19 protein-coding genes and 1 riboswitch are annotated in these 26,324 nt (G+C 74.9%); of the genes, 8 read left to right on the forward strand and 11 right to left on the reverse strand.

The window, feature by feature from the left end:
* Positions 1–91 precede the first annotated feature (91 nt).
* Complete coding sequence (locus FB455_RS10190; protein ID WP_013284710.1) at positions 92–415, reverse strand: hypothetical protein; 324 nt, start codon at positions 413–415, stop codon at positions 92–94.
* A gap of 189 nt (positions 416–604) precedes the next feature.
* Here FB455_RS10190 and FB455_RS10195 point away from each other — a divergent pair, with 189 nt between their 5' ends.
* Together FB455_RS10195 and FB455_RS10200 are read left to right on the forward strand one after the other, a co-directional pair.
* The gene (locus FB455_RS10195; RefSeq protein WP_486481524.1) at positions 605–5,278 is read left to right on the forward strand and encodes an ATP-dependent helicase; all 4,674 of its coding nucleotides are present in this window, start codon (positions 605–607) and stop codon (positions 5,276–5,278) included.
* 180 nt (positions 5,279–5,458) lie between these two features.
* Positions 5,459–6,277 (forward strand): SAM-dependent chlorinase/fluorinase, encoded by an 819-nt coding sequence (locus tag FB455_RS10200; protein WP_145753082.1) that lies wholly within the window; start codon positions 5,459–5,461, stop codon positions 6,275–6,277.
* Between the two features lie 86 nt (positions 6,278–6,363).
* Here the strand turns inward: FB455_RS10200 and FB455_RS10205 are convergent, their stop codons facing one another.
* Positions 6,364–7,614, reverse strand: a complete 1,251-nt coding sequence (locus FB455_RS10205) for a hypothetical protein (protein ID WP_013474459.1) — start codon at positions 7,612–7,614, stop codon at positions 6,364–6,366.
* Between the two features lie 109 nt (positions 7,615–7,723).
* Between FB455_RS10205 and FB455_RS10210 the strand changes: the two genes are divergently transcribed.
* Positions 7,724–8,545 (forward strand): DNA-formamidopyrimidine glycosylase family protein, encoded by an 822-nt coding sequence (locus tag FB455_RS10210; protein ID WP_071096306.1) that lies wholly within the window; start codon positions 7,724–7,726, stop codon positions 8,543–8,545.
* A 130-nt stretch (positions 8,546–8,675) separates the two neighbouring features.
* The gene (locus tag FB455_RS10215) at positions 8,676–12,335 is read left to right on the forward strand and encodes a fibronectin type III domain-containing protein (protein ID WP_145753084.1); all 3,660 of its coding nucleotides are present in this window, start codon (positions 8,676–8,678) and stop codon (positions 12,333–12,335) included.
* A gap of 514 nt (positions 12,336–12,849) precedes the next feature.
* Here the strand turns inward: FB455_RS10215 and pspM are convergent.
* The 7 genes from pspM to FB455_RS10250 all read right to left on the reverse strand — a co-directional run bounded on the left by pspM (position 12,850) and on the right by FB455_RS10250 (position 19,031).
* Positions 12,850–13,611 carry a phage shock envelope stress response protein PspM gene (gene pspM / locus FB455_RS10220; protein ID WP_145753086.1) on the reverse strand — a complete coding sequence of 254 codons (762 nt, stop codon included), beginning with the start codon at positions 13,609–13,611 and terminating at the stop codon, positions 12,850–12,852.
* A gap of 16 nt (positions 13,612–13,627) precedes the next feature.
* Positions 13,628–14,479 (reverse strand): PspA/IM30 family protein, encoded by an 852-nt coding sequence (locus tag FB455_RS10225; protein WP_013284702.1) that lies wholly within the window; start codon positions 14,477–14,479, stop codon positions 13,628–13,630.
* A 127-nt stretch (positions 14,480–14,606) separates the two neighbouring features.
* Positions 14,607–15,056: a helix-turn-helix domain-containing protein gene (locus FB455_RS10230; protein WP_013284701.1), complete on the reverse strand. Its 450-nt coding sequence runs from the start codon at positions 15,054–15,056 to the stop codon at positions 14,607–14,609.
* A 210-nt stretch (positions 15,057–15,266) separates the two neighbouring features.
* Positions 15,267–15,812 (reverse strand): CinA family protein, encoded by a 546-nt coding sequence (locus tag FB455_RS10235; RefSeq protein WP_085985938.1) that lies wholly within the window; start codon positions 15,810–15,812, stop codon positions 15,267–15,269.
* Between the two features lie 113 nt (positions 15,813–15,925).
* Positions 15,926–16,507 (reverse strand): CDP-diacylglycerol--glycerol-3-phosphate 3-phosphatidyltransferase, encoded by a 582-nt coding sequence (gene pgsA, locus FB455_RS10240; RefSeq protein WP_030269816.1) that lies wholly within the window; start codon positions 16,505–16,507, stop codon positions 15,926–15,928.
* 47 nt (positions 16,508–16,554) lie between these two features.
* Positions 16,555–18,057, reverse strand: a complete 1,503-nt coding sequence (gene rimO, locus FB455_RS10245) for a 30S ribosomal protein S12 methylthiotransferase RimO (RefSeq protein ID WP_013284698.1) — start codon at positions 18,055–18,057, stop codon at positions 16,555–16,557.
* Between the two features lie 50 nt (positions 18,058–18,107).
* Positions 18,108–19,031: an ornithine cyclodeaminase family protein gene (locus tag FB455_RS10250; RefSeq protein ID WP_030269818.1), complete on the reverse strand. Its 924-nt coding sequence runs from the start codon at positions 19,029–19,031 to the stop codon at positions 18,108–18,110.
* Between the two features lie 96 nt (positions 19,032–19,127).
* Positions 19,128–19,193, forward strand: a riboswitch (guanidine-III (ykkC-III) riboswitch).
* 59 nt (positions 19,194–19,252) lie between these two features.
* On the opposite strand from FB455_RS10250, the gene FB455_RS10255 reads away from it, so the two are divergent.
* Together FB455_RS10255 and FB455_RS10260 are read left to right on the forward strand one after the other, a co-directional pair.
* A complete protein-coding gene (locus FB455_RS10255) occupies positions 19,253–19,567 on the forward strand; it encodes a DMT family transporter (RefSeq protein WP_013284696.1) in 315 nt (104 codons plus the stop codon).
* A gap of 87 nt (positions 19,568–19,654) precedes the next feature.
* On the forward strand, positions 19,655–19,900 hold the full coding sequence (locus FB455_RS10260; RefSeq protein WP_013284695.1) for a hypothetical protein: 246 nt from the start codon (positions 19,655–19,657) through the stop codon (positions 19,898–19,900).
* 60 nt (positions 19,901–19,960) lie between these two features.
* Here FB455_RS10260 and FB455_RS10265 read toward each other — a convergent pair whose 3' ends face one another.
* The gene (locus FB455_RS10265) at positions 19,961–22,417 is read right to left on the reverse strand and encodes an FtsK/SpoIIIE family DNA translocase (protein WP_013284694.1); all 2,457 of its coding nucleotides are present in this window, start codon (positions 22,415–22,417) and stop codon (positions 19,961–19,963) included.
* A gap of 113 nt (positions 22,418–22,530) precedes the next feature.
* Here FB455_RS10265 and FB455_RS10270 point away from each other — a divergent pair, with 113 nt between their 5' ends.
* Together FB455_RS10270 and FB455_RS10275 are read left to right on the forward strand one after the other, a co-directional pair.
* On the forward strand, positions 22,531–23,010 hold the full coding sequence (locus FB455_RS10270; protein ID WP_013284693.1) for a type III secretion system chaperone family protein: 480 nt from the start codon (positions 22,531–22,533) through the stop codon (positions 23,008–23,010).
* The gene (locus FB455_RS10275) at positions 23,007–24,656 is read left to right on the forward strand and encodes a type III secretion system chaperone family protein (protein WP_145753088.1); all 1,650 of its coding nucleotides are present in this window, start codon (positions 23,007–23,009) and stop codon (positions 24,654–24,656) included. Before FB455_RS10270 ends, FB455_RS10275 begins: the two co-directional genes overlap by 4 nt.
* Before the next feature lie 87 nt (positions 24,657–24,743).
* Here FB455_RS10275 and FB455_RS10280 read toward each other — a convergent pair whose 3' ends face one another.
* Entirely contained in the window at positions 24,744–26,294 is a 1,551-nt protein-coding gene (locus tag FB455_RS10280) for a S1 family peptidase (RefSeq protein WP_013284691.1), read from the reverse strand.
* Positions 26,295–26,324 lie beyond the last annotated feature (30 nt).

Below are 26,324 nucleotides of genomic sequence, written 5' to 3' on the forward strand. Positions count from 1 at the left end.
CGGACAAGCCGACGAATCCCCTAGAAGACACCCAAGGTCAGTCAGAGGGTGAGTCAGACCGGCCGGGTGACCCGCTCCCACATCATCACTGTCAGGGGGTGGCGTTGGGGGTGGCCAGCTGGCGGGCGGCGCGGTCTACCGCGCGCTGGGCGGCGACCAGGGAGCGCAGCGGCAGCCGGGCGTCCCGGCTCTCCCGGCGCTGGACGAAGTAGTGCACAGCGGCCCGGACCCGGGCGCGGTCGGCGGCACTCGACCGGGCGGTCGCGAGGATCATCTCGCGCAGCCGCGCGGCCAGCTCCTCGGCCAGCTCCAGATCGGGACCGTGCAGCGCGGCGCGGAGCGCGGCCAGTCGACTGTCGACCTTGCGGATGAGCACGTCGGTTCCGGAGCCCAGGCCTCGTTCCTCGACGGTCATCCACGCCTCCACCCCACGCCGCATCGCGAGTGAAGTTACTTTATGTTGCAGCCCACAAGCAAGCAGTTAAGTAAGACTTAACGGAATAATCGCCCATTCCATTCTTGGGCTGCTGCGGGCGGGACGGAACGGTCCGGCGGCGGGCCGGATGTCACACCCGCGCGGCAGGATGGGAGCGTGGCGGACGAGGTGACCCCGTCAGGCGGGTCGGGCGGGTCAGGCGGGTCAGACGGGTCAGACGGGGTGCTGGCGGAGTTCGGCGCGGCGACCCGGGAGTGGTTCACCGCGGCCTTCGCCGCGCCCACCCCGGCCCAGGAGGGCGCCTGGCGCTCGGTGGCCGCCGCCCGCAACGCGCTCGTCGTCGCGCCGACCGGCTCCGGCAAGACGCTCGCGGCGTTCCTCTGGTCGCTCGACCGGCTCGCCAAGGAGCCGCCGCCGGCCGATCCCCGGCGCCGCTGCCGGGTGCTCTACGTCAGCCCGCTCAAGGCACTCGCCGTCGACGTGGAACGCAACCTGCGCGCCCCGCTCACCGGCATCCGCCAGGCCGCCTCCCGGCTCGGCCTGGTCCCGCCGGACGTCACCGTCGGCATGCGGACCGGCGACACCCCGGCCGACGAGCGCCGCGCCTTCGCCCGCACCCCGCCGGACATCCTCATCACCACACCCGAGTCGCTGTTCCTGCTGCTCACCTCCGCCGCCCGCGACTCGCTGCGCGGCGTCGACACGGTGATCGTGGACGAGGTGCACGCGGTCGCCGGCACCAAGCGCGGCGCGCACCTGGCGCTGTCCCTGGAACGGCTCGACGCGCTGCTGGAGCGGCCCGCGCAACGGATCGGACTGTCCGCCACCGTCCGGCCGATCGACGTGTGCGCCCGCTTCCTCGGCGGCGCACGCCCGGTCGACGTGGTGCAGCCGCCGGCGAACAAGACCATCGAGGTCAGCGTCCAGGTTCCGGTGGAGGACATGACGCGCCTCGACGAGCAGGAGCCACCCGAGGACGACCTGGGCGGCCTCGCGCCCCGCCGCCCCTCGATCTGGCCGGCGGTCGAGGAACGCGTGTTCGCGCTGATCCGCGCGCACCGGTCCACGATCGTGTTCACCAACTCCCGGCGCAGCGCCGAACGCCTCTGCGCCCGCCTCAACGAGCTGGCCGCCGACGAGGTCGAGGCGGCGTCCGCCCCGGAGGGCAGCCGCGTGGCCCGGGGCGGGGAGCCGGTGCGCGTATCCGATCTGCTGGCCGGCGACGGCCCGCCGGCCGGCGACGGCGCCGGGCCGGTGCGTGCGCCTCGGCAGCCGGCGGAGGTGATGGCGCAGTCCGGCGCGGCGGCCGGGGCGCCGGCGGTGATCGCGCGGGCGCACCACGGCAGCGTGTCCCGGGAGGAGCGCAAGCAGATCGAGGAGGCGCTCAAGTCCGGCCGGCTGCCCGCCGTGGTCGCCACGTCCAGCCTGGAGCTGGGCATCGACATGGGCGCTGTCGACCTGGTGGTGCAGATCGAGGCGCCGCCGAGCGTGGCGGCCGGGCTGCAACGGGTCGGCCGGGCCGGGCACCAGGTCGGCGCGGTCTCGCGCGGCGTCGTCTTCCCCAAGCACCGGGGCGACCTGCTCTCCTGCACTGTGGTGGCCGAGCGGATGGGCGCCGGGGCGATCGAGGAGCTGCACTACCCGCGCAACCCGCTGGACGTGCTGGCCCAGCAGATCGTGGCGATGGTGGCGCTGGAGCCGTGGCGGCTCGGCGACCTGGCGGTGCTGGTCCGGCGGGCGGCGCCGTTCGCGGAGCTGCCCGACTCGGCGCTGCACGCGGTGCTCGACATGCTCTCCGGGCGTTATCCGTCCACCGCGTTCGCCGAGCTGCGGCCCCGCCTGGTCTGGGACCGCGCCACCGACGTCCTGACCGGCCGGCCCGGCGCCCAGCGGCTCGCCGTGACCAGCGGCGGCACCATCCCCGACCGGGGCCTGTTCGGCGTGTTCCTGGCCGGCGCCGAGCGGGCCGCGCGGGTCGGTGAGCTGGACGAGGAGATGGTCTACGAGTCCCGGGTGGGTGACGTGTTCCTGCTCGGCTCGTCCTCCTGGCGGATCGAGGAGATCACCCCCGACCGGGTGCTCGTCTCCCCCGCACCCGGGCAGGCGGCCCGGATGCCGTTCTGGAAGGGCGACCAGCTCGGCCGCCCGGTCGAGCTGGGGCGGGCGATCGGCGCCCGGGTCCGGGCGCTGCTGCGGCAGTCCGACGCCGACGCGGTGGCGGCGCTGCGGGCCGGCGGGCTCGACGACTGGGCCGCCGGCAACCTGATGAACTACCTGCGCGAGCAGAAGGCGGCCACCCGGTCGCTGCCGGACGACCGGACGGTGGTGGTCGAACGGTTCCGCGACGAGCTGGGTGACTGGCGGCTCGCCGTGCACTCGGTGCTCGGCGCGCGGGTCAACGGGCCGTGGGCGCTGGCGATCGGTCGCCGGCTGGCCGAGCGGTACGGCGTGGACGCCCAGGTCATGCCCTCCGACGACGGCATCGTGGTGCGCCTGCCGGACACCGCGGAGACGCCGCCCGGCGCCGACGTGGTCGTGTTCGAGCCGGACGAGATCGCCCAGCTCGTCGAGGAGTCGGTGGGCACGTCGGCGCTGTTCGCGTCCCGGTTCCGCGAGTGCGCGGCCCGGTCGCTGCTGCTGCCCCGGCGTGACCCCCGGCGGCGGCAGCCGCTGTGGCAGCAACGCCAGCGCGCCGCGCAACTGCTCGACGTGGCCCGCGAGTACGCCGACTTCCCGGTCACGCTGGAAGCCGCCCGCGAGTGCCTCCAGGACGTCTTCGACCAGCCCGCCCTCGGCGAGCTGATGCGCGACCTGGCCGCCCGCAAGGTACGCCTGGTCGAGGTGGAGTCCGAACGCCCGTCGCCGTTCGCGAGGTCGCTGCTGTTCGGGTACGTCGGCGCGTTCCTCTACGAGGGCGACGCCCCGCTGGCCGAGCGGCGGGCCGCCGCGCTGGCGCTCGACTCCGGGCTGCTCGGCGAGCTGCTCGGCCGGGTCGACCTGCGGGAGCTGCTCGACCCGGAGGTGCTCACCGAGACGGCACGCCAACTGCGCTGGCTCACCGAGCAGCGACGTCCCCGCGACCCGGAGGACGTGGTCGAGCTGCTGCGCGTGGTCGGTGACCTGAGCAGCGCCGAGCTGGCCGAACGGGGAGTGCCGGAGTCGTGGACCGACGAGCTGGCGGCGGCCCGGCGGGTGCTGCGGGTCCGCATCGCCGGCGAGGACCGCTGGGTGGTCGTCGAGGACGCCGCCCGGCTGCGTGACGCGCTCGGGGTGGCGCTGCCCGTCGGGGTGGCGGAGGCGTACCTCGCGCCGGTGGCCGATCCGCTCGCCGACCTGGTCGCCCGGTACGCCCGCACGCACGGCCCGTTCGCGGCCGCCACCTGCGCGGCCCGGTTCGGGCTCGGCGTGTTCGTGGTGGAGCAGGCGCTGCGACGGCTCGCCTCGGGCGGCCGGGTGGTCTCCGGGGAGTTCGCCCCGGACACGGTGGGCACCCAGTGGTGCGACGCGGAGGTGCTGCGCATGCTGCGCCGTCGCTCGCTCGCGGCCCTGCGCCGGGAGATCGAGCCGGTGCCGCCGCGCGCGCTCGCCGCGTTCCTGCCCCGCTGGCAGCAGGTCGGCTCGTCGGCCCGGGGCGTCGAGGCGGTCGCCGCTGCCGTCGAGCAGTTGCAGGGCGTGAGCGTGCCCGCGTCCGCGCTGGAACGCCTGGTGCTCCCGGCCCGGGTCGCCGACTACTCCCCCGCCCAGCTCGACGAGCTGTGCGCCGGCGGCGAGGTGGTGTGGGCCGGCGCGGGCGCGATCTCCGGCGGCGACGGGTGGGTGACGCTCGCGTACGCCGACGTGGCGCCGCTGCTGCTCCCGCCGCCGGAGGAGGCACTGACGCTGACCCCGCTGCACGAGTCGGTGCTCGACGCGCTCGCCGACGGGCAGGCGCTGTTCTTCCGCTCGCTGTCCGACCGGGTCGGCGCCACAGACGACGCCGCGCTGTCGGGCGCGGTGTGGGATCTGGTGTGGGCCGGTCACCTCACCAACGACACGCTCGCGCCGCTGCGCGCCGCGCTCGGCGCCGGTGGGGCACACCGGTCCCGGCCGTCGGCGCCGCGCACCCGCTACCGCCGTCCGGGCCGGGTGGCGCTGCCCAGCCGGGGCGGTCCGCCCACGATGGCCGGTCGCTGGTCCCGGCTGCCCGACCGCGACCTCGACCCCACCCGCCGCGCCGCCGCCCTCGCCGACCTGCTGCTGGAGCGGCACGGCGTGGTGACCCGGGGCGCGGTCGTGGCCGAGCAGGTCACCGGCGGCTTCGCCGGGGTCTACCCGGTGCTGTCCGCGATGGAGGAACGCGGGGCGGCCCGGCGCGGCTACTTCGTCGAAGGGCTCGGCGCGGCGCAGTTCGCGGTGCCCGGCGCGGTGGACCGCATCCGCGCGCTCGCCGACGGCACCCAGGGCCGGGGCGGTCCGACAGTCGTGCTCGCGGCCACCGACCCGGCGAACCCGTACGGCGCGGCGCTGCCCTGGCCGGAGCGCGTGGTCGACTCCGGCGACGGCGCGGCACCGGCCACCGGCCACCGGGCCGGGCGCAAGGCGGGCGCGCTTGTCGTGCTCGTCGGCGGCGACCTGGTGCTCTACGTGGAGCGGGGCGGCCGGACGATCCTGTCGTTCACCGACGACACCGACACGCTCGCCGCGGCCGGCAAGGCGCTCGCCGACGCGGTGCACTCCGGTGCGCTCGGCGCGATCTCGGTGGAACGCGCCGACGGCGAGGCCGTGCACGCGTCCCCGCTGCGCGACGCGCTGACCGCCGCCGGTTTCCGCGCCACCCCGCGCGGGCTGCGTCTGCGCGGCTGACCGCCGGCGTTACGGGGAGCGGGCACGTAGGGTGGGCCGGTGGCCTCGATCCGGGTACGCCAGGCGCGCGACGAGGACCGTGCCGCGCTGACGGCGCTGCACGAGCGGGAGTGGGGGCGGACCGATCGTGGTGGTCCACGAGCTGCGCCTGGCGCGGCAGGTCACCAGGGCGGGCGACGAGTGAACGGCATCCCGCGGTGTGTCTCGCTGACCACCGACTACGGCCTGGCCGACGGGTTCGTGGCGGCGTGCCACGGCGTGCTGGCCCGGCTCGCCCCGGCCGTGCGGGTGATCGACGTGACGCACCTGATCCCGGCGGCCGACGTACGCCGGGGCGCGGCGGTACTCGCACAGACGGTGCCGTACCTGCCGTGGGGCGTGCACGTGGCGGTGGTCGACCCGGGTGTCGGCACGACGCGGCGCGGGATCGCGCTCGCCGCGCCCGGCGGGCTGCTGGTCGGGCCGGACAACGGGCTGCTGGTCCCGGCCGCGGAGGCGCTCGGCGGAGTGACCGAGGTGGTGGAACTGACCAACCCGGACTGGCTCGGCCCGGTCGTGTCCCGCACGTTCCACGGGCGGGACGTGTTCGCGCCGGTGGCCGCCCGGCTGGCGCTCGGCGCGCCGCCGGCCGAGGCCGGGCCGGCAGTGGACCCGGGCACGCTGGTCCGGCTGCCGGAACCGGTGGTACGCACCGAGCCCGGCGGCTTCAGCGCGGAGGTGCTGACCGTCGACCACTTCGGCAACGTCCAGCTCGCCGCGCCGGGCACGCTGCTCGACGGCCTGCCGTCCCGGGTGCTGGTGAACGGCCACGAGGCGGTCCACGGCCGTACCTTCGGCGACGCGGAACCCGGCGCCCTGGTGGTCTACGTCGACTCCGCCGCCCAGGTCGCGATAGCGGTGAACACCGGCCGAGCCGCCGACATCCTCCGGGCCACCCCAGGCGCCCTGGTCACCATCACCCGTCTCCCCCGCGATCTTGCACTTGGTGCCCCGGCATAACGGGGCGAATGCCCCCGGGGCAGGGCCGAAACTGCAAGATCGCGGAGGAGAGCGGGGACGGGCGGGGACGGGCGGGGACGGGGGCGTCAGCAGCGGGGGACTGTGCCGCCGTAGATCGAGGACAGGTACGCGTGGCTGACGTAGTTGCCGCCCACGAGGCGGTACCACCTCGTCGTCGTGCGGTACGTGCCGGCGATCCGCTGCCCTGTCACGTAGCACTGCACCGGCACGTGGGCGTACGTGGCGGCCAGGCCCCGGCTCGCGTACGAGGTGCTCGCCCCGGCGCGCAGGTTCAGCGGCCCGGAACCGACCACCGCCCGCGCCCCGCCGCCGGTCCACAGCAGCGTCACGTCCACCCAGGCGTTGTCGGTGAGCCGCAGCCCGTCCCAGAACGTCCCGTCGGCCAGGTCCAGCCCGGCCGGGTTGCGGACGGTACGGCCGAACTGGTCGCGCCCGCCGTTGTAGCCGTTCTGGTACGCCGCCTGCGCCTCGGGCAGCCCGCGCGGCAGGTCCTTCCAGTTCTCCCTGATGGACGCCGGGTTCCACCAGTCGTCGCGGGTGTTCCACGGGCCGACGTCCCACACCGGGGCGTACTCGCAGCGGCTGCCGTTCGTCGTGCAGACCTTGACGGTGTAGTCGCCGGTGTTGCGCGGGGACAGGCCGCGCCGGGTGGGCAGCGCCGCGAAGTGGTCCCGGGTACGCACCGTGTGCCCATTGGCGGTGATGCCGCCGACCAGGCCGATCCGGGTCGCGTACACCCGGTACTTGAGCGCGGCGGCCGGCTGGACCGCCGTGGTGGCGACCTTGTCGGCGGCCAGGGTCAGGCCGGTGACGGTGGCCTCCGACGCGCTGCCGCTGGTGGTCATCACGACGCGCGCCTGCACCCGGCTGACCGGTGCGTCGAACACCGCCTCGGTGGCGTCGCGCCACTCGGTCCAGCCTCGGCCACGCCATCCGCGTACCTGTGCCACCGCCGTACCCCCGTCGCCGGTGCGGGCGGCGAACTGTGCGCGTACCCGGGTCGCGGGCCGGTCCAGGGTGCGCGGCGCGGACAGCAGGATGCCCTCGGCGACCGGTCCGCCGACGGCGGCCGGGCGGGTGCGGGCGTTGGGCCGGGGGTCGGCGAGCCGCAGGCGGCCGGACCGCCAGGCGACGTTGACGTCGTCGCCTCCGGCGACGGCGAGGTCGACGGACCAGCGTTCGGGGCCGGGCGCGGCGGCGCGGGCCGGTACGGCGGTGGGCGGGGGCGCGGCCGACGCGGGCGTGCCGGGCAGTCCGGCGGCCACGGTGAGCAGGGCGGTCAGGGCGACGACGGTACGACGTCGTGAAGGTGCCATCAGCATTCTCCTCAGAACCCCCTGATCGTTGCGTTTCCGCAGATCAAGTGGAACCTCAGTACAAATAGCGACACATGCGAATTCTGCTCGGCCGGGGGACAATGGTCGGGTGCCCGAAGGCGACACCGTCTGGAACACCGCACGCGTCCTGCAACGCGCGCTCGCCGGGGCCCGGCTCACCGGGTCCGACTTCCGCGTGCCGCAACTCGCCACCACCGACCTGACCGGCTGGACCGTGCGCGAGTCGGCCAGCCGGGGCAAACACCTGCTGCTGCGCCTCACCCGCACCGACGCCGAGCCGTGGACGCTGCACTCGCATCTGCGGATGGACGGCGCCTGGCGGGCGTACGCCCCGGGTGAGCGCTGGAGCGGACGGCCCGCGCACCTGATCCGGGTGGTGCTGCGCTCCCCCGCCGCTGTCGCCGTCGGCTACCACCTGCACGAGCTGGCGCTGGTGCCGACCGCCGAGGAGGAGTCGCTCGTCGGCCACCTCGGCCCGGACCTGCTCGGCCCGGACTGGGACGCCGACGAGGCGGTCCGCCGGCTCGCGGCCGACCCGGACCGCACCATCGGTGAGGCGCTGCTCGACCAGCGCAACCTGGCCGGGGTGGGCAACCTCTACAAGTGTGAGGTGCTGTTCCTGCGCGGCGTGTCGCCGTGGACGCCGGTGGGCGCGGTGCCGGACCTGACCGGCACCGTCGCGCTGGCCCAGCGGCTGCTCGCGGCCAACCGGGGCCGCTGGACGCAGAGCACCACAGGAGTGCTGCACCGGGGCGGCACCAGCTACGTCTACGGCAGGCGGGCGCAGCCGTGCCGCCGCTGCGGGACGGCCATCCGCAAGGAGGAACTGGGCGAACGGGTCACCTACTGGTGTCCGGCCTGCCAACCCGCCGTGGAACTTCCACGAAACGCCCAAGATCGGCCGAGATAGGGACGATTGGGTACTTCCGCCTCACCCCTGTGACGTCGCATGCTGCGGTGGACCGCTCACGGATCGTCAGCAGCGCGTACGCCCGCCACGCCGGGGTGTCGGCCGGCGCGCCCCGACCCCGGGGAGAGCCATGGTGCTGTTCCGCCGCAGCCGGCCCGGACGCCCGGACCGCGCCGCCGTCGTCGCCATCGCCGAGGAGACCGCGCCCACCGGTGACCCGACGCCGCCCGGTTCCGTCGCGCCCGCCGTTCCGGCCGCTCGCGGCAGTGACGAGGAACCCGGCGGCGGCCCGGCGCCTGCGAGCCTGGACCCGGCCGCCGTCCCGCGCCTGTTCGGCCCGGTGCCCAACACCGCCGCCAGCCCGCTGCCCACGCTCGACCCGGACGGCCGCCCGGTACCCGGCACCGGCATCCGCAAGTTCGTCGACCCGCTGCCGCTCCCCGGGCAGCCGGCCACCGCCGGGCTCGGCGCCCGCCTGCCCGTCGCCGTCCCGGACACCATCACCTGGCCGGGCTGCGACTACTACGAGATCGGCCTCCAGGAGTACGCGCAGCGCCTGCACCGCGACCTGCCCGCCACCCGGCTGCGCGGCTACCGCCAGCTCAACCTGGGCACCGACGCCTCCGGGCACAACACTGTCGGCCCGCCCGACCGCCCCTGGCACCTCGGCCCGATGATCGTGGCCCGGCGGGGCCGCCCGGTGCGGATCAAGTTCATCAACCAGCTCCCCACCGGACGGGCCGGGGAGCTGTTCCTGCCCGTGGACGAGACGGTCGACGGCGCGGGTGCCGGGCCGCTCGACGGTCCCGCCCCGTACCCGCAGAACCGCGCCGTACCGCACCTGTCCGGCGCGCAGACCGGGTGGATCAGCGCCGGCAACCCGTGGCAGTGGTTGACCCCGGCCGGCGAGATCACCCCGTACCCGACGGGTGTGGGTGTGACGCCGGTGCCGGACATGCCGCCGCCCGGCGCGGGCGCCACCACGCTGTACTTCCCGAACGGCCAGAGCGGCCGGCTCATGTGGCTGCACGACAACACGCTCGGCCTGTCCCGGCTCACCGTCTACTCCGGGCAGATCGCGCTCTACCTGCTCACCGACCCGGCCGAGGAACGGCTCGTCGACGACGGCGTGCTGCCCGCCGACCAACTCCCGCTGGTGATCGAGGACAAGACGTTCGTACCCGACGACGCGCAGCTCGCCGCCCAGGACCCCACCTGGGACCGGGACCGCTGGGGCGCCAAGGGCAGCCTGTGGCACCCGCACGTCTACCAGCCGCGGCAGAACCCGTACCGGCTCACCGGCACCAACCCGACCGGGCGCTGGGACTACGGACCGTGGACCCACGACCCGGACGGCGGCGCCAGCCCGTGGGTCGCCCCGGTGCCGAACCCGCACCACGACCCCGACACCGACCCGGACGAGCCGCCGCTGGTACCGGGCGTGCCGCACCCGTCGGCGGTCCCCGACGCGTACGGCGACACTCCGCTCGTCAACGGCGTCGCATACCCGTACCTGGAGGTCGCGCCGCGGGCGTACCGGTTCCGGATCCTCAACGCCTGCGCGGACCGCGCGCTCAACCTCCAGCTCTACCGGGCCGCCTCCGACGCGCCGATGTGGGCCGAGGACGGCAGCCCGGCCGACCCGGACGCCGGTGAGGTGCCGATGGTCGAGGCGGTACGCGCGCCCGGCCGGCCCGCGTACTGGCCCGCGGACGGACGCGACGGCGGCGTGCCCGACCCGGCCGCCGCCGGACCCGAGATGATCCAGATCGGCAACGAGGGCGGCCTGCTCCCCGCCCCTGTGGTGCTGACCAACCGGCCGGTGGACTACCGGTACGACAGGCAGGACCCGACAGTGCTCAACGTGGACGGGCACGCGCTGCTGCTCGCCCCCGGCGAACGGGCCGACGTGGTGGTGGACTTCTCCACAGTGCCGCCGGGCAGCACGCTCATCCTCTACAACGACTGCCCCGCGCCGCTGCCCCGGTTCGACACCCGCTACGACCACCACACCGGCGCGCCCGACCGGACCGCCGCCGGTGGTCTGCCGCCGACCCGCCCCGGGTACGGCCCGAACACCCGCACGCTGCTCCAGATCCGGGTCACCGGCACCCCCGCGCAGCCGTACGACACCCGGCGGCTCGCCGAGCGGCTACCCGGGGCGTACGCCCGCAGCCAGCCGCCGCCGATCGTGCCGCAACCCGCTTACGACACCGCGATCGGCACCTCCACCCCGCGCCCGACGCTCGTCGCCGCGCGGGCCACCTCGGTCACGTTCACCCCGGCGGGCGCGACCGCCCCGGTCACGTTGCCGCTGGCCGTGAAGTCGGTCGGGCAGGTGTTCGAGGCCCGGCACGGCCGCGCCGTGGGACGCCTCGGCGTCGGCCACCCGGTCGCCGGACCGCTCGCCCCGGCCACCCTGCCGCTGGGACCGGCCGACCCGGCCACCGAGGTCCTGCACGCCACCGACCCGGCGGTCGCGGTCGGCGCACCCGGCGACGGCACCCAGCTCTGGCGGATCGTCGGCGACGCCCCGCGCACCCATGCCGTCCACATCGAGGGCTGCGACGTACAGCTCGTCAACCGGGTCGGCTGGGACGGCACGGTCCGCCCGCCCGACCCGGGCGAGCTGGGCTGGAAGGACACCGTCCGGGTCAACCCCCGGGAGGACGTCGTGGTGGCGCTGCGTCCCGTCCCACCAGCCCTGCCGTTCAAGATCGGCGACAGCGTACGGCTGCTCGACCCGACCCGCCCGGCCGGCGCACGGCTGGACGCCGGTCCGGTCAGCCCGGTCGACGGCCGCCCCGCGGTCGTGGTCAACCAGCTGGTCAACCTCGGCTGGGAGTACCGCTGGCAGACCCGCTCGGCCGGACTCCGCGACCAGGGCATGAGCCGGCCGCTGGTGGTGCGCGTGGCACCCAAGGCGCCGACCGGCCTCACCGCCACCCCGGCACCCGGCAGCGCCACCGCGCTCCCCGCCATCGCGCTGACCTGGACCGGCAACGGCAGCCGGCCCGTACCCACCAGCCACCGGCTGCAACGCGCCACCGACAGCACCTTCACCACCGGACTGACCGAGATCACGGTGGCCGCCACCGCCACCCGGTACACCGACGCCACAGTCACCCCCGGCGTCACCTACCACTACCGGATCCGTGCCGAGAACGCGGTGAGCTGCTCATCCTGGTCCAACGCCGTACCGGCGGCGGTGCACCTGTCCGCGCCGACCCGGGTGACAGCGGTGCTGCCGCCGACCGGGCCGCTGCGGGTGGCGCTGCGCTGGGCCAACCACTCCTTCGCCACAGGCGTGGACGTGCAGCGGGCCACGAACCCGACGTTCACCAGCGGTCCGGGCACCACGGCCATCGCCGTGGGCGAGTCCCACGTGGACCCGGCCGTCGCGCCGGACACCACGTACTACTACCGGGTACGCACGACGTACCTGGGCGCCGCCTCGCCCTGGTCGACTGTGGCCACCGTGACCACGCCGGCCCGGCCGGTCGCGCCCACCGGCGTGAGCGTCACCGCGAGCGTGTCCGGGCCGGACACCGCCAGCGTGACGGTGACCTGGTCGGCGCCGACGCCGGCCGGACCGGGCGCCGGTTTCGTCGTGCAGCGCGCCACCGACGCCGCCTTCACCCGTGAACCGGCGACGTTCCACGTGACCGGCCGAGGCTTCACCAACACCGGCCTGGCCCGAGGCATGACCTACCACTACCGGGTACGAGCGACAAACGTCGTGGGCACGTCCCCCTGGACCCCCCCAGCCCGAACCACAACCCCCACCTGACCCCGCCCCCTCTCCCCGCGCCCCCTTCCCTCCCCGTTGATCATGAACTTAGCGGCAGTTTCAGAGATCAACACCACCGCCAACTTCATGATCGAGCCCGTGGGTCGGCCCGCCACCGCCCCCTCCCTCCCCCGTGATCAAGGAGTTTGTGTCCGGATCAGGCGCGCATCAGGACACAAACTCCTTGATCACCGGAGTGAGCGGCGCGGGTGGGGTGGGTGGGGTGGGTGGGGTGGGTGGCGCGGATGGCGGGAGGACCGGCAAGCCCGGGGCGCGAGAGGGCAGGGTGCCGGGCGGAACGCCGCCCCGGAGTGCCGGAGCCCGGCGATCATGAAGTTGACGGCCGAAATGGAGATCGAAACTGCCGTCAACCTCATGATCGATCGCGCTGGTCGGGCGCCGCGCTTGGACGGTGATCAAGGGGTTTGTGTCGGGATCCGGCTGCGGGGAGGACACAAACTCCTTGATCAACGGGGAGACCGGGGCGGGAGGGGCGGGGCGGGGAGGGGAACTGTCAGGGGGCGCGGAGAGGGGTGCGGAGTTCGGCCAGGGCGGAGGCTACGCCGTGCAGCAGGTCGGTGGCCTCGGTCAGCCGCGCGGCGGCCGGGTGCTCGGTGTCCGGACGGGCGTCCTCGGCCACGTAACCGGCGGCGGCCACCACCAGCCGCTCGTACGCGGCCACCCCGTCCTCCAACTGGGCCACCAGCGTGGCGTGCACCTCGTTCAGCGTGCTCTGCGGGGTCAGCTTCGCCGCGCGTTCCACGCTCGCCACCCGGGTCGCCAGCTCACGCAGTGACCGGTCGGCCTCGGCCGCCTCCCGGACCGCCGGCTCGGCCAGCCCGGTCAAGCGCCCGGCCAGCCCGGCCAGGGTGAGCGCGGCCCGGTCCAGCCGGGCCCACGGCTCGGCCGCGGCGGTGCCGCGCAGCGCGAGGCGGGAGCGGACCCGGCGTACCTCGGCCACGACGCCCGGGCCGACGGGCAGCCGCTCGACGGCGGCGACCAGCCGGGCGCGGGAGCGGGCGGCGGCCTCCGCCGGGTCGAGGGCGGGCGGGGGCGGCACGGCGGCCAGCGCCCGGTGGTCGACCCAGCGCCAGGCGGCCACCGCGATCGCGCTGCCCGCGGCGCCGGCCCAGGCCGCGTCCGCCAGACCCAGTCCGGCGTACGGGGTCAGCACCGCGGCGGCGCCGCCGAGCCCTCCGGCCAGCACGCTCCACCGCCGCGCCGAGTTGCGTAGCCTGCGCAGCCTGCGGAAGTGCCGGGCCCGTTCGTCCGCCATCGTGTCCGCCCCTCCGTCAGCCGGTCGTGGTCTCCCCGGTGCCGCGTTCCCGGCTCATGCTGGCCCGGATCTCGTCGAGACGGGCTGCGGCTGCCGGATCGGCCGGCTGCCCCACGGCGGGGGTCTCGGACCGGCTGCCGAGCTGCTCGCCGGCCATGCTCGACCGGATCTGCTCCAGTCTCGCCGATCCGGCCGAGTCGAGCGTGGCCTTCTGGATCTCCAGCATCCGGCCCTCGACCGAGTTGCCGGCCAGCTCGGCCCGGCCCATCGCGGTGGCGTAGCGGCGTTCGATCCGATCACGGACCTCGTCCAGCGAGGGGGTGTTGGCGGGCGCGGTGAGCGACGACATCGACTCCAGCGAGCGGGCCACGCTCTCCTGCATCTTGGCCTGCTCCAGCTGGCTGAGCAGCTTGGTGCGCTCGGCCAGCTTCTGCTGGAGGATCATCGAGTTGTTCTCGACCGCCTTGCGGGCCTGTGCGGCCGCGCCGAGCGCCTGGTCGTGCAGCGTCTTGAGGTCTTCCAGCGCCTGCTCTGCGGAGACCAGCTGGGTGGCCAGCATCTGGGCGGTCTGCTCGTAGCGCCCGGCCTCGGCCTCGTCGCCCCGGCCCCGCGCCTGGTCGGCCACCGCCAGCGCCTGCCGCGCGTTGCCCTGGAGCTGTTCCACCTCGGTCATCTGCCGGGACAGCTTCATCTCCAGCTGGCGCTGGTTGCCGATCACCGCTGCCGCCTGCTGCACCAGCGCCTGGTGCTGGCGCTGTGCCTCCTCGACGGCCTGCTGGATCTGCACCTTCGGATCGGCGTGCTCGTCGATCTTCGCGCCGAAGAGCGCCATCAGGTACTTCCAACCCTTGACGAACGGGTTCGCCATCTCCGCCTCGTCCCCTCAGTAGCGTCGCGCCTACATCGTCCCAGCCGGACGCCACTCCGGCACCCGTACGCTCCTGATCAACAGTACGACGCGAACGCCAGCACTGCCCACGACGTGACAGCCGGGGTCAGGCGGCGCAGACCACATCCCGCTCGGCGGGGCGTACGCGGGTGCTGCGCAGCGTGGCCTTGAGCGGCGAGTCCTGCCGGACCTGGACGGCGACCCCGCCGTCGGAGGTGACCTGCCGGACACCGCGGTTGGTGGCCTTGCGCACGGCGGACGGGCCCACCGGGGCCGGCTCGACCCGCTCGTCGGTCACCGGCACCAGCACGCCGGGCATCTGCTCGGCCAGGGCGACCGTGTCGCTCACCTCGCGCAGCAGCTCGGACAGGCGGGCGCCGAGCGCGTCGCAGATCGCGGCCAGCAGCTCGCTGGAGGGTTCCTTCTGGCCGCGTTCGATCTCGGAGAGGTAGCCGAGGCTGACGTTGGCGGCGGAGGAGACCTCGCGGAGGGTGCGGTGCTGCCCTTGCCTGCGTGCTCGCAGCGCGTCACCGATCACCCGGCGTAGCAGGACCATCGCACCTCCCCCTGAACGGGACCACCATCTCCGGCCGGAACACGTCGCGCCGGACGCGGCGGACCGCCCCGGCGCCGACGGCGACCGCCGGAGCCTTCCCGCAACCGTACCCGTTGGTCGCCACGACGACATCCCACCCCGCCTCTGAAAATCCGGGCGGATCGACAGGTCCGGCGATCCCGCCGCCGGGCGTGTCGGCGCCGCGCGGGCTCACCGGCGGCCCGCCCCCGCCGCCTCGGCGGCGTCGGTGTCGGCGGGGAGTTCGATGCGGTCGGCGAGCAGCCGCAGCGCCTCGATCACGGCAGCCGAGCGGATGTGGTCGCGGCCGCCGTCGAGGTCGAGCCGGCGCACCTCGGTGCCGTCCGGCCCGGCGACCGCCACGTAGACCAGGCCGACGGGCTTGTCGCCCTGCGGCTCCGGACCGGCCACACCGGTGGTGGCCAGGCCCCAGTCGGCGCCGCAGCGCTGCCGTCCGCCCTCGGCCAGCGCCGCCGCCACGTCCGGGTCGACCGGGCCGCGGTCGGCCAGCAGGTCCTCCGGTACGCCGGCGAGCGTCGCCTTGAGTTCGGTGGCGTAGACCACCATGCCGCCCCGGTAGATCGAGCTGACCCCGGCGATCTCCACGATCGCGGCGGCGAGCAGGCCGCCGGTCAGCGACTCGACGGTGGCCAGCGTCTCGCCGCACTCGTGCAGGCGGTGCACCACGGCGGCCGCCGGGCTGCCGGCGGGCCGCTGGTTACTCGCGTCGGTGTCCATGCCCGCCCCCATTTCCCGCCCCACGCCGGCTTACTCGTCCGCCGTCCGGGCCGACGGACCCTCGACCCGGACCGACTGACCCGCCGCCCGGACCGACTGACCCGCCGACCGGCTCAACGGGCCGGGCGGCGCAGTCGCAACGCCTGGGCGATGTAGTCGAACCCGGTGACCACGGTGACCACGACGGCCGCCCCCATGATCCACGGTCCGATCGCGGCGAGCGCCTCCGGCATCGGCCAGAGATACCAGGTGATGGCCAGGATCTGCAGCGCGGTCTTGACCTTGCCACCACGACTGGCGGCGATCACCCCGTGCCGGATCACCCAGAAGCGCAGCCCGGTGATGCCCAGCTCGCGGACCAGGATCACCACGGTCACCCACCAGGGCAGCCGGTCGTAGAAGGAGAGCAGCACCAGGGCGGCGCCGGTGAGCGCCTTGTCGGCGATCGGGTCGGCCACCTTGCCGAGCGAGGTGACCAGTTCGTACCGGCGGGCGATCCAGCCGTCGACCAGGTCGGTCGCGGAGGCCACCACGAAGATCACGCAGGCGGCCGTCCGCCAGCCCGCGTTGCTCATGCCGGAGGCGATCACGGTGGCCACGAAGACCGGCACCAGTACCAGGCGCGCGCCGGTGAGCAGGTTCGCCGCGTTGAGCAGCGGTACGGGGGCAGCCGCCGTCGACTCCGCTCCCGTCATGTCCCGCATCGCCCCACGTGGCTTCCCCGCTCCATCAGGGCCCGCCGTCACCGTACCGCGCCGGGCGCCGCCGAGATCATCTCATCCGGTACGGCGACCAGGTCCACGCCCTCGGTCGCCGTCACCGTGGCCCGGACCAGGTCACCGGGGCGCAGCGCGGCCAGATCGACGCCGCCGCCGACGGGCGCGACGAGTGTGGTCGAGCCGTCGACCTCGGGCGCCTGGTGGGCGGCCCGCCCCTCCACCACCCCGTCGGCGGTCGAGTCCACGAGCACCTCCACCGTCGCGCCGAGGCGTTCCTCGGCGCGCTGCGAGCAGAGTTCGTCGGCCAGCGCGCTGAGCTTGTCGTACCGCCGCTTGATCGTGGCGGCGGAGACCTTGCCGGTCAGGCCGGCGGCCTCGGTGCCGTCCTCGTCGCTGTAGTCGAACATGCCGATCGCGTCCAGCCGCGCCTCGGTCAGGAACCGGACCAGCTCGGCCACGTCCTGCTTCGTCTCGCCGGGGAAGCCGACGATGAAGTTGCTGCGCGCGCCCGCGTCCGGCGCCAGCGCGCGGGCGGAGGCGAGCAGTTCCAGGAACCGGTCGGTGGAGCCGAAGCGCCGCATCCGGCGCAGCACCGGCTCACTGGAGTGCTGGAACGACAGGTCGAAGTACGCGGCCACGCCCGGCGTGGTGGCGATCACCTCGACCAGGCCGGGCCGGGTCTCGGCCGGCTGGAGGTAGCTGGCGCGGACCCGCACGATCCCGTCGATCGCGGCGAGCTGCGGCAGCAGCTTCTCCAGCGCGCGGGGGTCGCCCAGGTCCTTGCCGTACGAGGTGGAGTTCTCGCTGACCAGCACCAGCTCGCGGACGCCGGTCTTGGCCAGCCACTCGGCCTCGGCGAGCAGCTCGTCCGGGGTACGCGAGACGAAAGCGCCGCGGAAGGCAGGGATGGCGCAGAACGCGCACCGCCGGTCGCAGCCGCTGGCGAGCTTCAGCGAGGCCACCGGGCCGGTGTCGAGCCGGTGCCGCAGCACCTGCCGCAGGTGGGCCGGGGTGTGCGCGTCGGTCTCCGGTGCGACCCGGGCCGGGGTGCCGTGCCCTGGTAGCGACACCGCCGCGTCGCGGCGCTTCACCGGGGTCAGCGGCAGCAGTTCCCGCCGGTCGCGGGGGGTGTGGGCGCCGATCGCCTCGCCGGCGAGCACCGAGTCGAGGCGGGCGGCGATGTCCGGGTAGTCGTCGAAGCTGAGCACGGCCTGCGCCTCGGGGAGACTGTCGGCCAGCTCACGGCCGTACCGCTCGGCCATGCACCCGGCGGCGACGACCTTCGCGCCGGTGTCGGCGGCGGCCAGCAGCGTCTGGATCGAGTCCTGCTTGGCCTTCTCGACGAACCCGCACGTGTTCACCACCACCACGTCGGCGCCCTCGCCGTCGGTGGTGACCTGCCATCCGTCGGCGTTTAGCCGGGCGGCCAGCTCCTCCGAGTCGACCTCGTTGCGGGCGCAGCCGAGGGTCAGCAGGGCGACGCGGCGCCCGTCGGATCGCGGGGTGGAGGAGGAGGCAGACACCATCCGAGGGTACCGGGCCGGTTCCGGTGCGCCGCGCACCCGTCCGGCCAGGGTCAGCGCGCGGACACGGCCACCCGGGCCAGCCGATCGAGGAGGAACACCTCCGTGCCGGCCAGGCCGGTGGAGCAGAAGACCGAGATCTGGTCCGCGGTGGTCCGGCCGGGAGCCGCGCCGGCCAGCACCGCGCCCAGGTCGCGCAGCCGCCCGGCGTACGGCTCGACGGCGGCGAGCATCGGCGGGACGTACGCGGCTGCCTGCCCGGGTGAGTCGGTGACCAGCAGGTCGGCGGCGTCGAGCAGGTCGGGGCCGAACTCGTGCCTGTCGACCTGCTTGAAGCCAACCGTGTTGACGTGGGTGCCGGGGGCCAGGTCGGCGGCGTCGAGCACCGGGACGGTGCTGGTGGTGGCGAGCACCACGACGTCGCGGTCGCGTACCGCGGCGGCGGCCGAGCCGACGGCGCGGGCCGGCACACCCAGCTCGGCGCGGACCCGCGCGGCGAACGCGTCCCGCCGGGCCGCCGAGCGGCTGAACACCGTCACCTCGCGCAGCGGCCGGACCGCCGCCGCGGCCCAGACCTGGGTCCACGCCTGCCGGCCGGACCCCACCACGCCGATCGTGGCGGCGTCCGCGCGGGCCAGGGCGTCCACCGCCACGCCACCGAGTCCTCCGGTACGCCGGGAGCCGAGTTCCTCGCCGACGGCGATGGCGCGTACCGCGCCGGTGGCCGCGTCGTGCAGCACGACGAGCTGACCGCTCTCCGGGTGGCCGAACGTGTCGTACGAGCGGAAGCCGTACCACTGCCCGGTGAGGTGCCCGGCGGTGAGCACCATCCGGCCCCCGCCCAGCGGCGCGGACGCCCGGGGCGGGGCGATGAGCCGCCCGGCGTGCGCGGCCAGCAGCGCGTCGCGCATGGCCGCGACGGTGAGCGGGGCGTCCACGGCGGCCGCGACGTCGTCGTCGGAGAAGAGCACGGTCATGCGTTCCATCGTGCAACCTGAAGTTGACGTCAACTCCACTCATGGTGGGCTTTCTCACCCCGCCGCCGACCCGGCCCGCCCGGTGCTACCGTCGGCCACGACGGCCCGCGGGCCGTCCCGGACGAGTGGTGGGCGTACCCGGTCAGGCCAAGACGCCCCGCGTGACCTAACCGTCGCCCGGCCCGCTCCGCGCCGGGCCCGCCCGTCAGAGGTGATGTCCCATGGCCTGGATCGTGCTGGTGATCTCCGGACTCCTGGAGACCGCGTGGGCGATCGCGCTGGACCGCAGCGCCGGCTTCACCCGTCCGCTCCCCTCCGCCGTCTTCGCCGTCACCCTGGTCGGCAGCATGGCCGGCCTGGCGTACGCGCTGCGCGACATCCCGGTCGGCACCGGCTACGCGGTGTGGGTCGGCATCGGCGCCGTGGGTACCGCGCTGGTCGGCATGCTCGCGCTCGGCGAGCCGGTCAACCTGCCGCGCGTGGCCTGCCTGCTGCTGGTGGTGGCCGGTGTGATCGGACTGAAGCTGTTCGCCTGATCGATGCCGCCTCCGGTTTGGACGGTACGGCGGCCGGGGTACCCGATCTCCCGTCGACACGTAGCGAGATCACCCACGGAGGAAACCATGGCCGACATCCACGCCACCGCCCGTCCGCGCAGCAGCGCCGCCCGGATCTGCACGATCATCGCGTTCGTCTTCGCGGCCATCGCGATCTTCATCCTGCCGCCGCTGTTCGGCCTGGTCGGCCTCGTGCTCGGCATCGTCGGCGCGGTCCTCGGTGACAAGCCGCTGGGCTGGTACGCCGCTGCCGCGAGCGTCGCCGGCGCCGTGATCGGCATGATCATCAGCTACGTGGTCCTCACCAACTGAGACCGCCGAACCGCGAACGGGCCCGCCGGGACGACCGGCGGGCCCGTTCGCGTGTACGGGTCAGTCCTCGCCGCCACGCAGGCCGGCCAGGACCTCCTCCAGCTCGTCCGGCTTGACCAGCACGTCGCGGGCCTTGGAGCCCTCGGACGGGCCGACCACGCCCCGGGTCTCCATCAGGTCCATCAGCCGGCCCGCCTTGGCGAAGCCGACCCGCAGCTTGCGCTGGAGCATCGAGGTCGACCCGAACTGCGAGGTGACCACCAGCTCGACGGCCTGCACGAGCAGGTCCAGGTCGTCGCCGATGTCCTCGTCGATCTTCTTCTTGCTGTCCTGCGCCGGGGCGAGCACGTCCGGGCGGAACTCCGGCTCGCGCTGGTCCTTGCAGAACTTCACCACGTCGGCGATCTCGCGCTCGGTGACCCAGGCGCCCTGGATGCGCTGCGGCTTCGACGCGCCCATCGGCAGGAACAGGCCGTCGCCACGGCCGAGCAGCTTCTCCGCGCCCGGCTGGTCCAGGATGACCCGGGAGTCGGCCAGCGAGGACGTGGCGAACGCGAGCCGGGACGGCACGTTAGCCTTGATCAGGCCGGTGACCACGTCGACCGAGGGCCGCTGGGTCGCGAGCACCAGGTGGATGCCGGCGGCCCGGGCGAGCTGGGTGATCCGGACGATGGAGTCCTCCACGTCGCGCGGCGCGACCATCATCAGGTCGGCCAGCTCGTCCACGATCACCAGCAGGTACGGGTACGGCCGCATCTCCCGCTCGCTGCCCGGCGGCGCCTTGATCTCGCCGTTGCGCACCTTGCGGTTGAAGTCGTCGATGTGCCGGACCCCGTTGGCGGCGAGGTCGTCGTAGCGCATGTCCATCTCGCGGACGACCCACTCCAGCGAGTCGGCCGCCTTCTTCGGGTTGGTCACGATCGGCGTGACCAGGTGCGGGATGCCCTCGTAGCCGGTCATCTCGACCCGCTTCGGGTCGATCAGCAGCAGCCGCACCTCGTCCGGCGTGGCCCGGGTCAGGACGGACACCAGCAGCGAGTTGAGGCAGGACGACTTGCCCGCGCCGGTGGCTCCCGCAATGAGAATGTGAGGCATCTTCGCGAGGTTGGCCACCACGTAGCCGCCCTCGATGTCCTTGCCGAGCGCCACCACCATCGGGTGGTGGTCGCTCGTCGCCTCGCGGGAGCGCAGCACGTCGCCGAGCGACACGTTCTCCGGGTCGGTGTTCGGGATCTCCACACCGACCGCGCTCTTGCCCGGGATCGGGCTGAGGATGCGGACGTCCGGCGACTTCACCGCGTACGCGATGTTGCGGGACAGCTGGGTGATCCGCTCGACCTTGACGCCCGGGCCCAGCTCCACCTCGTACCGGGTGACTGTCGGGCCGCGGGTGAAGCCGGTGACGGCGGCGTCCACGTCGAACTGCTCGAAGACGCCTGTGAGCGCCGCGATCACCTCGTCGTTGGCCTTGCTGCGGCTCTTCGGCTTGGCGCCGCTGCCGAGCAGGTTCGCCGGCGGCAGCGTGTAGTCGCCGGCGAGCCCGGTCAGCGCGAGCTGCTCGGCGCGGGTGGGCAGCGGCGAGTGCTCCGGCGGCTCGACCGGCTTGCGGTTCGCCGGCACCTTCGGCGGCTTGCGCGGCAGCACCAGCGTCTCCTGGAGGTCGACGCCTGCCAGCTCGTCGTCCGGGTCCAGCGGCTCCAGCGGCGGCGGCATCCGCTTCGCGGGCCGCTTGCGGGCGGGCTTCGCCGGCGCCTCGTCCTCGGCGGACTCCTCGTCGGCGTCCGCCCCGGCCGGGTCGGCGCGCAGGCCGAGCCGCTCCGGGATCTTGTTGATCGGCGTCGCGGTGACCACGAGCAGGCCGAACACCAGCAGCAGGAGCAGCAGCGGCATGGCCACCCAGGCGGTCACCGCGGACTTCAGCAGGTCGCCCACGCCCGCGCCGATCAGGCCGCCGGCGAAGTCGCGCTGGACCTCGTCGACCGGGTTCTGCCCGATGTGCAGCATCGCGGCGGTCGCCAGCATCATCGAGCCCCAGCCGACCAGGCCGCGACCGCGGTGCTCGGGGTCGGCGGGGGTCCGCATCAGCCGCCACGCGCCGACCATGAACAGCACCGGAAGGATTATCGAGATGGCGCCGATGAACAGCCGTACGGTGTCGGCCAGGTGCCGGCCCACCGGCCCGGCGCCGCCGCCCCAGATGCCCACCGCGCTGAGGATGGCCAGGCCGAACAGCAGCAGCCCGGCGCCGTCGCGGCGGTGCTCCGGATCCAGCTCCCGGGTGGACGCGGCCTGCCGCCCGGCCGCCCGGAACGTCCAGCCGACCGTGTGCGCAAGTCCCATCCAGACGGCACCGACGGCCCGACCGACGAACGCGGCCGGGCTCGGCCCGGGAGCCGGGCGCCGACGCGCCGGTTTCCGCGCCGCCGCCTTCTTCGCCGGTTGCCGGGCGCGGTTGTTCGTGGTGCCACGCGGCGACGCGCCGCGCCGCCGGCTCGCCTGAGAGGTACGGCCCGCCATAGAGTCACGGTAACGGCGGCACCCGGTGGATCGCCGCTTTTCCGGGTCGTGTCCGCGCGTCGCAGCACGGGTCGGACCGTCGTTTGTGTTATTCGCCTCAGAAGGGATGCCCGATGGCGTCGCCGGAGATCGAGGACGGTCCGGACGGTCCGCTGGCCGGACACCCGCAGGAACTGCGCCCGCTGACCGGCGAGCTGATCGCCGCCGTCCTCGGCCACCGGGGGTACGCGGTGGTCGAGGAACCCGACGGCGCGCTGGTGGGCCGCTGGGAGCGGAACCTGATCTGGTTCCACCGCCGGGGCGTGGCCGGTGAGCTGCTCCAGGTACGCACAGTCGTCGCGGACCACTTCGGCATCGAACGCGTGCCCGAGCTGCACGCCTTCTGCAACACGTGGAACCACGACCGGCTCTGGCCCAAGGCGTACGTGCACGTCGCCGACGACGGGTCGGCCCAGGTGTGCGGCGAGGTCACCACCGACCTGGAGCGCGGGGTGACGCCGCACCAGCTCGACCGGCTCGTCGACTGTGGCGTGACCACCGGGTGCCAGCTCGCCGCCGCCGTCGACGAGCTGGCCGGCGGGACGCTCCGGTGACCACGGCACGCGACCGGGGGCTGGCCGCCGCGCTCGCCGACGCCCGGGACCGGCCCGACGGCGCGGAGCGCTGCGCCGAGCTGGAGCGGATCGCGTCGCGGGCGGACGCCACAGGCGACCCGCGTACCGCCCTGTCGGCACGGTTCGCGCTGGTCGAGGCGTACCTGCACCGGGGCGAGCGGTGGCGGGCGGTGGAGCCGGTCCGGCGGATGCGGACCACGCTGGACGGGCAACCCGGGCTGCTGGACGCCCGCCCGGACGAGCTGACCCGGTTGCGCCGGCATCAGCGGCAGGCGGTGGAGGCGTCGTTCGGCACGCCCCGGGTGGGTCTGGACCAGGCCCGGTCCCTGTTGGACGCGCTCGCCGCGGAACTGGGCGAGGACGCCGCGCCGGTGGCGGAGCTGCGCTGCCGGCTCGCCGACCACCTCGGCGACGAGCCGGCCGCCCGGCGGGCGTACGAGCGCTGGTCGGCGGCGGACGCGAACGACCCGGTGGGTGGCTGTGCGGGGTGCGCCCCGGCGCGGCGGGCCGACCTGCTGGCCGGCTGGGGCGAGCCGGAGGCGGCACTGGCGGCGCTGGCACCGGCGCTGGCCGGCTGGGTCGAGCCGCAGTCGGTACCGACCCGGCGCGGCGAGCGGCAGGCGGCAGCCGCCGGCGCGACGGCCTGCACCGACCAGCCGGAACGGGCGCTCGCCGTGGGGCTGCTGCCGTGGCTGCGTACCGGCGCGGTGACGCGGGCGGCCCGGGCGCACGTGCGCGCGTACCGCCGGCACCGCAGCGAGAAGACGGCGTTCCCGCTGCTCGCCGCACATCTGCGCTTCTGCGCGCTGGGCGGCTACCTGCATCGTGGGCTGGAGATCCTCACCGAGCAGCTGCCCGAGCTGGACCGCCCCTCCGACGACCTGGCCGCGATGGAGTTCGCCGCGGCGGGCGCGCTGCTGTGCGGACTGGCCGCCGAGGCCGGGCTGGGCGGGCGGCGCATCCACCGCCCGGGGCACGGTTCCCGGCCGGCGGCCGAGGTGGACGTGGCGACGCTCGGTACGCAGTTGCAGGCGCTGGCGACGGCGCTCGCCGGCAGCTTCGACGCCCGCAACGGCACCGGGCACCAGTCCGGCCGGATCGCCTCCTGGCTGGCCGAACGGCCGCTCGCCGCGCCGGTGTCGCTGGCTGCCGAGAGCGAGTTCGACGAGGAGCCGGACGCCGATGATCCGGCCGAACCCCTGCTGCCCGGGCCGGAGGAACCGGCCCCGCTGGACGCGGCGCTGCTCGCCGCCGCGCTCGACGCCCGGGGCGAGCCGTACACGCCTGAGCCGGACGGCACGCTCGCCGGACGGTGGGGCGAGGCCACGATCCAGTTCCGCCTGCTCGGCCGAGACGGCGACGTGCTGCACGCCCGGGTGGTGGCGGAGCGGCGGCTGCCGGCCGGTCGGCGCGCCGAGGCGTACGCGTTCTGCAACGCCTGGAACCACGACCGGCTGCTGCCCGCCGCGTACGTGCACGAGCCCGGCGACGGGACGCTGGTGCTGGCCGCGGGCATCTCCACCGACCTGTCCTGCGGGGTGGCCCCGGCGCAGCTCGCGGTGCTGGTGGCCGCCGCGGTCCGCACCGGCACCGCGTACGCCGAAGCGGTCGCCGCGCTGCCCTGAGCCGCACCGACCGACAGTGCCGCAGACGAGGCGCGGCCCCCGATCACCGGGCGGTGGTGATCGGGGGCCGCGGTCTGGGTGCGGCGGTCAGCGGGCGGAGAACGCCAGCGTGTACTCGCCGGAGCCGGACAACCCGACGACGCGGTACCGGTACGCACCGGCCTGGGTCTCGGCGGTCAGGCGGGCCGTGCCGTCGGCGGTGGCCGCGCGGGCCACGGTGCGGAACGCGCCGCCGGTGAAGCGTTGCAGCTCCAGCACCACCCGGGCGCCGTCCGGCGCGGACAGGCACGCCTCCTGGGTGCCGTCGGGCACCCGGTAGAAGCGCCCGTCCGGCTGGACCTGGGTCCGTCCGGCGGCGATCCGGCCGGTCCGGCTCACCTGGCCGGAGCACTCGGTGTCGTCCGCCGGCGGGGTGGGCTCGGCGGTCACGGGCGGGGTGGTCTCGCCGCCGCCCGCAGGCGGCTGCGTGGGCGCGGGCTGGTCGCCGGCGGTGACGAGCGTCAGGTTGTTGCGCTGGAGGATCTCGTTGACCGGCTGGAAGAACGTGGTGCCGCCCCGGGTGCAGTCACCGGATCCGCCGGACGTGACGCCCTGCGCCTGGTCGCCGGAGAGCCACGCGCCGCCGGAGTCACCCGGCTCGGCGCAGACGTTCGTCCGGGTCAGCCCGGTGACGGTGCCCTCCGGGTAGTTGACTGTGGCGTTCTTCGCCTGGATCAGGCCGCAGCGGGTGCCGGTGGTGGAGCCGGACCGGCAGATCGACGCGCCCACCGGCGCCTCGGTGGAGCCGTTCACCGCCACCGTGCCGCCGCCGTTGAAGTCGGTCACCACGCCCTGCGGCGTCCAGTCGGCGTTCACCCGCACGAACGCCCAGTCGTCACCGGGGAACGAGGACGCGGCGAACGTGCCCTGGGCGACCCGGTTGGATCCGGTGGTGCGGTCCCCCGGCCGGCCGCAGTGCCCGGCGGTGACGAACCCGCCGACCACTGAGAAGCCGACCGAGCAGCGCCCCGCGTTGTTGATCAGGTAGGCGTCGCCGCCCCGCACGTCGAACAGCGGGCGCGGGGCCTCGTCGGCGGTCCGCACCCGGACCATCGCGGCCTTCGACCCGGCGGCGGCGGCGAGCCGTCGGCCGTCGGCCTCCGCGCCCGGCCGGGCGATCACGACCACCGCGTTGTCTGCCACGTCGACGTACCAGCCGGCCACGTCCGGGCTGGCGTCGGCGCCCGCCGCGTCCAGCCGGCTCTTCACCGCGTCCAGCTCGGCGACGCCGCGGGCCACCCGCTTCGGGACCGCGCCCGCGGCCCGTACCCGCGCCTCGCCGGCCGGGTCGGCCACCGCCACGGTGAGCGTGGCGCCGTCCGCGCTGAGCCAGCTTCCGCCGTAACCGGCGCCGAGTTCGCCGCGCAGCCGGGTGACGGTGCCGGCCGCCCACCGCTCGGTCCGCAGCCGCTTCACCGCCTGGTCGCGGGTCAGCGCGAGGTCGCGGCCCATCGCGTCCAGGACCTCCGGGGCGACGCCGTCGGCCGCCGGCGCGGCCCGCCGGGGTTCCTCACCGGCGAACGACGGTACGGTAACCGCCGCCGTCAACCCGGCCGCCGCCACCAGTACGCCGATGGCTGTCATCCGTCTGCGGTCCATCCGCCACGCTCCTCCCGACCGGCGCAGGGG

It is taken from the genome of Micromonospora sp. CNZ296 (assembly GCF_007827635.1).